Consider the following 6,838-nt stretch of genomic DNA (forward strand, 5'->3'; position numbering starts at 1 on the left):
CCATACTCGCAGAACTCGACAAAAGGGGCGGCACGCTCATCGTCATCACACACGATCTGCCGCTCTTAGAGCGCATGAATCAGGTGATTTCGCTTTAAGAGCGCATCGCATCCGGGTGACTTCATTTTATCCGGGTTTCCTTAAGCACAAAAATAATACCCGAGATTTATCATCCTCAAATCTCGGGCATTATTTCATCGTATTATAGGTTCCTAGAAGAAGGATTTCTTGTCTTTGTCCACTGTAAAGATACATAAAGACAGAAAAACCTTGCAACTTCTCCTTCTTTATAATATACTATCAAAGTACTCTGCAACCATTTAACATGAAAGTCCAAGAAGTCAAGCCCAAAGGGCGCAGACGGATTGGATACCTTTCATTAAGGACGGCGCACAATGTCCACAAAGCGGACGTTTGTGCGTGTAATTTATCATCAAAGGAGGAATTTCCTTGCTAGGCTCTATCGGCAGAAAATATCAAGAAACTGCCCTGATTAAACTTATCGCCATCGGTCTCGTGCTCGGTATCATCGTTGCCGTCACCATGCCACAGGTCGTACCTGCGATCGCCATCCTCGGCGATCTCTTTGTCAAAGCGCTCAAGGGCGTCGCGCCCGTCCTCGTATTCGTGCTCGTCATGAACGCTATGGCGCAGAAGAACGCTGACGCCAGCGCTTCCATGCGCCCCATCGTACGCTACTCCCTCTCCATTCCGCTTGGTGCAACGATCAACATGAGCGGCGCCGCCATCACGATCGCCGTCCTCTCCCTCGCCGCCGCGCACACCCTCGGCATCGAAGTAGATATGCTGACCGCGCTGCTTCTCTGCGTCATTTCGACCGTCGGCGCCTGCGGCGCTTCGGGCGTCGCGGGCGGCTCGCTTCTGCTTATCCCCGTCGCCTGCGCGAGCTTCGGCATCCACAACGACATCGCCATGCAGGTCGTCGGCGTCGGTTTCATCATCGGCGTATTGCAGGACTCGTGCGAAACGGCTTTGAACAGCTCCAGCGACGTCCTCTTCACCGCCACCGCTGAATTTGCAGAACGCGCCAAAGAAGGCACCCTCGCCACCGCCGATCTCATGCCGCGACACGAAGGATAACTTTCCATCATCAATATAACGAAAAGGAACCACGCGATAGACACGTGGTTCCTTTTCGTTATATTTGTGCGTGCAGTTTATCAGCATTTTCTTAACAGAGAGCTTCATGCAAATGTCAGATGATATGCTCGCCGTGATACTTCTCGCCGCCGATTTCGGGATAAACGCCGTACTCGATCGCCCACTCGCACTTGTACTTGATCGCCTGCGCATGAATCGTCTTGATGCGGTCAATCGTGCGCACGACCTTGCCCGGCATACCGACGACGAGGGAGTTCGGCGGAATGACCTCATTCTCGCGCACGAGCGCCCCTGCGGCGATGATCGAGCCTTCGCCGACCTTCGCGCCCGTCAGAACCGTCGCATTCATGCCGATGAGGACATGGTTGCCGATCTCCGCGCCGTGCACGACGGCGCTGTGACCGATCGTCACATAGTCGCCAATGATGCACGGATTGTCATCCGCCACATGAAGGCAGACGAGATCCTGCACATTCGAGCACTCGCCAACGGAGATATAATTCACATCGCCGCGCGCAACAACGCCCGGCCAAAGGCTCGCGTACTTCGCGACGCGCACATCGCCCGAAAGGAACACCTGCGGCGCGACGAAAGCCTCCTCATCGATCTGCGGCTTGATACCATGAAATTCCGTGCTGGAAAGCGTATACATAAGACTCGCTCCTTTTCTTCGATTGGATTTGCTCACTGCATCCTATTATACAACGATTGGCGCGGAAAGGGAATATATCGTACCCAAATGCAGACACAACAGGATCTCCCATAGAAGAGAACAAGGGCGAAAGATAATTCTGTATCAAACACATAAAACCGCTCCTTTCCTTACTCGTCCGAGCAGTAGAGGAGCGGTTTTACCATGAAGCCCCAAGAGGTCAAGCCGAAGGTGCAGACCGATTGGCTAGGCTTCTGTAAGGGCGGCGCACAATGTCCACGAAGTGGACGTTTGTGCATGTAGCTTATACATATCAGAACCAGCTTCAGCAGAACACGAAAATTCCATGAATTAAAGCAAGCTGTGCATCTTGCCAAGTTCTTTCACTTTTTCCAAAGAAAACTTCGACATACTTGCGATCATTTCAAGCGGCAGCTTATTTCGCAGCATTTCCAGGACAATATCAACCTTTCCTTCCTCGCGCCCACGTTCCATGCCGCGTTCCATGCCGCGCTCCATGCCATGTTCCATGCCTTGTTCATAGATGCCTGTACTCAGATTGCACATTGTCCTCATCTCCTCTTCTATATCTGCACTTATATCCATATCAAATTCATCTTTTAAAAGCCGCTTCTTCGCTGCCGGAGATATTTCCGTGTCCTTGAACAAGATCTGCAGGAATCGAATGAGCCAATCCTCGTCCTGCTGTCGTTCATTTCCAAGATAAACCGTGATGATGCTCATCAAATCATAGTCAGCACGCTTTTCTTTATGATGGTGCAGAATATGATGCTCGGCAAGGTCATAACGATTGATGGCGCTCCTGCCGTCCGGGGAGTCCATACAAAGCCAAATACTGTAGACTTTCTTGATTTCATCGTAGGATGATCCTGTAAATTCAGTTTCTTTCTGCGAAGAAATCAAGCGGCTCGCATAGTAGACGGCTCGGCGCAGGAGTGCGTAGCCCAGCTTCGTTCTTTTCTGTGTCCGCTGTGCCTCAACGTTGATAATCAAGGTGATGCGTTCACCCGATTGGGGAACTCTCGCGTGGAAAAGTATATCGAAGCGAATCCATCCTTCCGTGATGCCGATGTTTTCCGTGGCATCACCGAGGAATTCTTTCGGCGAATCTTTCCTGTTTCTTACGGTATTCGTCTTATCCCTGTCCACGGGAATCTCGCTGATCTGCGGCGTGCCCTCGATATATTTTTCTGCGATGTCAGCGATTGCAGCGTCCTCGAATTCCGGCACAGTTCGCTTCAAGAGACGTGCCATGATCGTTCTTTGCGAAAGCAGACGCTTAGCATGTTGATCATATGTCGGATTTTGATAGGAAGCTCCTGGTTTCTCTGGCATTAGGATTTCTCCTTGTTGTGTGAAAACGGTTTCCCTTCCACGCTCTGTCATCATTATAGCACCGATTACGCACTTTAGCCAGAAAGTTACTCCCCATACCCAGCAGGATGCTTCTCGTGCCATTTCCATGCCGTCGCAATAATTTCTTCCACGTCGGTGAAGTGCGGCTGCCAGCCGAGGATGCGGCGCGCCTTGTCGCTGGAGGCGATGAGCTGCGCGGGGTCGCCCGCACGGCGTGCGCCGATTTCTGCTACGATCTTCTTGCCCGTCGCCTTTTCTGCAGCAGCGATCATTTCCTTGACCGAGAAGCCCTGTCCGTTGCCGAGGTTGAAGATGTCGCTCTCGCCGCCCTTCCGCAAGTATTCGAGTGCGAGCACATGTGCATCGGCGAGGTCGACGACGTGGATGTAGTCGCGCAGACAGGTGCCGTCGGGCGTCTTGTAGTCATCGCCGTAGATCGTGATGTACGCTCGCTTGCCGTTCGGCACTTGCAGGATCAGCGGGATCAGATGCGTCTCCGTCTTGTGATCCTCGCCGATCGAGCCGTCTGAGAGCGCACCCGCCGCGTTGAAGTAGCGAAGCGACACATAGCGAACGCCATCGGCACGACTGACCCACTTCATCATCTTCTCCATCGTCAGTTTCGTCTCGCCGTAGGTGTTCGTCGGCTCCGTGGCATCGTCCTCCAAAATCGGCACGCGCTTCGGCTCGCCGTAGACCGCCGCCGTCGAGGAAAAGACGATCTTGTCGACGCCGTGCCGCACCATCGCTTCGAGCAAAACCTGCATACCGTAGACGTTGTTATTGAAATAGAGAAGCGGCTTCTCCATGCTCTCGCCCACGAGCGAGTTCGCCGCGAAATGAATCACAGCCTCGATCTCGTTCTCCGTGAAGATCGCATCGAGCACGGCGCGGTCGCGGATATCGCCTTCGTAAAACTTCGCCCGTGCGTGAATCGCACCGCGATGACCCGTCTGCAGATTGTCAACGACGACGACCTCTTCGCCCTTTTCAATGAGCTGATGAACGGCATGAGAGCCGATGTAGCCGGCGCCGCCGCAAACCAGAATTGCCACGGAAAAATCCCCCTCCAAATATATTGCCAAAAACTATCGCGAAACGCTCCTCATGCCCTCGCCACAGGCAAGCGGCAAACGCTTCAAACGCCGCCGATCTGTGCGATGAAGGCGAGCGAGCGCAACGGCTTGCCGAAAAGCGCACGCAGGTAAGCGAGCAGCAGACTTTCCGCTGCCAGAAGTTCCTGCTTTCTGACGGAAAACGGCGCCGGAGAGCGCACATCTGCCGCCTTCTGCGGCGAGAGAAACGCCTGCCAGTCGAGAGCGGTCAGCTTCTCAATGAACGCCTTCCATTCGGCAGAAAAGAGCGGCACATCCTCTTTGCGGCAATCCGCGCACAATGCGCCGCCCTCGCCGATGTCGACGGACATCGGCTCTTCAAAGGGCGCACCGCAGTGGACGCAGCCTGCAAGATGAAGCGAAAGCCCCGCGAGTGCGAGGAGCTGATACGCCGCCGCCAGCGCCACGAGGCGCGGATTGCGCTCCTCAAAAGCGCAGAAAATCTGCAGCAGACGGTCGAAAGTATCGGGCGCAGGCTCGTGTTCGGGAAAAAGCGCAAGCGCCAGTTCTGCCACGAAGGAGCCGTATGCCATGACCGAGAGGTCTTCCGAGAGACGGCGAAACCGCCCCTTGAGCGAACACTGCCGCACCGTCCAGACCCTGCCGCCTTCCGTAAGCTCCACGTCGAGGTGGCTGAACACCTGCATCCCTGCCGCAAGTGCGCTCTTCGGGCGGCGGCAGCCGAACGCCGCCGCCTCGATGCGCCCGCACTCGCGTGTCAAGAGCGACACCATCTTGTCCGCCTCGCCCCAGTTTCTCGTGGCGAGCACGAGCGCCTCAGCGCTGCGGCGTGCCATGCGGTTCGGCTCCCTCGTTCGCACGTTTCCCTGCGCCTGCACACGAAACCTGTTCCTGCGACGCCGCCACGACCTCATCCGCCAACCGCGTCACAGATCCCGCATCCTGCATCTCTCCCGACGACTGCCGCTGCGGCATGACGGCGCCCGCCGTCAGCATGTACTGCAGCGCCGATTCGTTGCTGATGTCGAGATAGATGACGTCGCTCTTCTTGACGAAGAGGTTCGTACCCGAGGTCATGTTGAGACTCCACGGCACGAAGACGCAGACGTAGTCGTCGCCGAGCTTCTCGCGCAATACCGCCGGCACCTCTGCCATGACGAAGCCGAGCGCCCGCGACTGATGAAACGGCACGAGCACGACGTGGTCAAACATGTTGTTCGACTCAAAAACGGCGGTCGAAAGGTGCTTGACACTGTTGTAAATGAACTTCACGACGGGAATCTTGCCGAGCAGCCATTCGCCATAGGAAATCACACGCTTCATGAACCAGTACGACGAGAGCCAGCCCACGAGATAAATGACGAGCAGCACCGTCACGATGCCCATGCCCGGATAATAGACGGGAAAATGCCTGCCAAGCACAATCTCCGTGAAATTCAGCACCTCTGTCACGACGAAAACCGTGATGGCCAGCGGCACGAGAAGGATAAGACCGTTAATAAAGCGTTTCGATACCTTGTTCATCCTGCTGCCGCCCTTTCCCTATTTCCTCTCATTCAAAGCCAAAGTTGTGCAGAACGCCCTCGCGGTTGCGCCAGTCCTTCTTCACCTTGACCCAGAGGTCGAGGAAGACCTTCGCGCCAAGAAGCATCTCGATGTCCTTCCTCGCCTGTGCGCCGATCTCGCGCAGAAGAGCGCCCTTCACGCCGATGACGATGCCCTTCTGCGACTCGCGCTCCACATAGATCGTCGCGCGGATGTAGAAGCCTCCCTTCGGGCGTTCCTTCATCTCATCGAGGTCGACGGCGATGGCATGGGGCAGTTCGTCGCGCGTCGCGAGAAGCGCCTTCTCGCGCACGAGCTCCGCCACAATAAGGCGCTCGGGCTGATCCGTCACCATATCTTCCGGATAGTAGGCAGGTCCTTCGGGCAGATACTTCTTGACTTCCGCAAGAAGCGAGTCGAGGTTCACCTCTTCCTTCGCCGATATGGGCACGGCGCCCGCAAACGGATATGCCTTCATGTAGCTTTCGAGGATCGGCAGCACGGCGGGCTTCTCGATGAGGTCGAGCTTGTTGACGACGAGGATGCACGGGCACTTCGTCGCCTGCAGGCGCTCTAAGATATAGCGCTCGCCCGGGCCCATCTTCTCCGTCACATCGACGACGAAAAAGACGGCGTCGACCTCCTTCAAGGTGTTTTCCGCTGCACGCACCATGTATTCGCCGAGCTTGTGGCGCGGCTTGTGGATGCCCGGCGTGTCGAGAAAGACGATCTGCGCGTCCGGCTCCGTCAGGATACAGAGGATGCGCGTGCGCGTCGTCTGCGGCTTGTCGCTCATGATGGCGATCTTCTGCCCGATGAGGCTGTTGATGAGCGTCGACTTGCCGACGTTCGGCCGCCCGACGACAGCGATGAAGCCCGATCTATGCTTTGCCTTTTCCATCGTTCTCCCCTTTCGCTGTCGTTTGCTCCGTGCATTCTGCAGAGCCTTCCGCCGCTTCCTCGCGCGTCACGCCGAGCGCCGCCATCACATGGCGCTGCTCCTCCTCCATCTCCTGCCGCTCCGCCTCTTCTACATGGTCGTAGCCGAGGAGATGCAGCATGCCGT

At 55.9% G+C, this 6,838-nt stretch carries 8 protein-coding genes; 1 reads left to right on the forward strand and 7 read right to left on the reverse strand.

The annotated features are described in order from the left end of the window. Positions 1 to 450 precede the first annotated feature (450 nt). Positions 451 to 1,101, forward strand: coding sequence for a cation:dicarboxylate symporter family transporter (locus ACTTKG_RS08035; RefSeq protein WP_442673702.1), 651 nt, complete (start codon positions 451 to 453; stop codon positions 1,099 to 1,101). A 115-nt stretch (positions 1,102 to 1,216) separates the two neighbouring features. Here the strand turns inward: ACTTKG_RS08035 and ACTTKG_RS08040 are convergent, their stop codons facing one another. From ACTTKG_RS08040 to ACTTKG_RS08070, 7 genes are all read right to left on the reverse strand, one after another. Continuing rightward, positions 1,217 to 1,774: a gamma carbonic anhydrase family protein gene (locus ACTTKG_RS08040; protein ID WP_006191537.1), complete on the reverse strand. Its 558-nt coding sequence runs from the start codon at positions 1,772 to 1,774 to the stop codon at positions 1,217 to 1,219. Between the two features lie 351 nt (positions 1,775 to 2,125). Next, complete coding sequence (locus ACTTKG_RS08045) at positions 2,126 to 3,130, reverse strand: nuclease (RefSeq protein WP_442673703.1); 1,005 nt, start codon at positions 3,128 to 3,130, stop codon at positions 2,126 to 2,128. A gap of 86 nt (positions 3,131 to 3,216) precedes the next feature. Continuing rightward, positions 3,217 to 4,206, reverse strand: a complete 990-nt coding sequence (gene galE, locus ACTTKG_RS08050) for a UDP-glucose 4-epimerase GalE (RefSeq protein WP_442673704.1) — start codon at positions 4,204 to 4,206, stop codon at positions 3,217 to 3,219. 83 nt (positions 4,207 to 4,289) lie between these two features. Then, the gene (gene recO / locus ACTTKG_RS08055; protein WP_442673705.1) at positions 4,290 to 5,063 is read right to left on the reverse strand and encodes a DNA repair protein RecO; all 774 of its coding nucleotides are present in this window, start codon (positions 5,061 to 5,063) and stop codon (positions 4,290 to 4,292) included. Further along, positions 5,044 to 5,751 (reverse strand): DUF502 domain-containing protein, encoded by a 708-nt coding sequence (locus ACTTKG_RS08060; protein WP_442673706.1) that lies wholly within the window; start codon positions 5,749 to 5,751, stop codon positions 5,044 to 5,046. Before ACTTKG_RS08060 ends, recO begins: the two co-directional genes overlap by 20 nt. 28 nt (positions 5,752 to 5,779) lie before the next feature. Then, positions 5,780 to 6,673 (reverse strand): GTPase Era, encoded by an 894-nt coding sequence (gene era / locus ACTTKG_RS08065; protein WP_442673707.1) that lies wholly within the window; start codon positions 6,671 to 6,673, stop codon positions 5,780 to 5,782. After that, positions 6,654 to 6,838: rRNA maturation RNAse YbeY (locus ACTTKG_RS08070; protein WP_442673708.1), on the reverse strand; the 185-nt coding region annotated here is incomplete at its 5' end. The genes era and ACTTKG_RS08070, both read right to left, overlap by 20 nt.

Source organism: Selenomonas sp. (assembly GCF_052169755.1).
Classification (GTDB): Bacteria; Bacillota; Negativicutes; order Selenomonadales; family Selenomonadaceae; genus Selenomonas.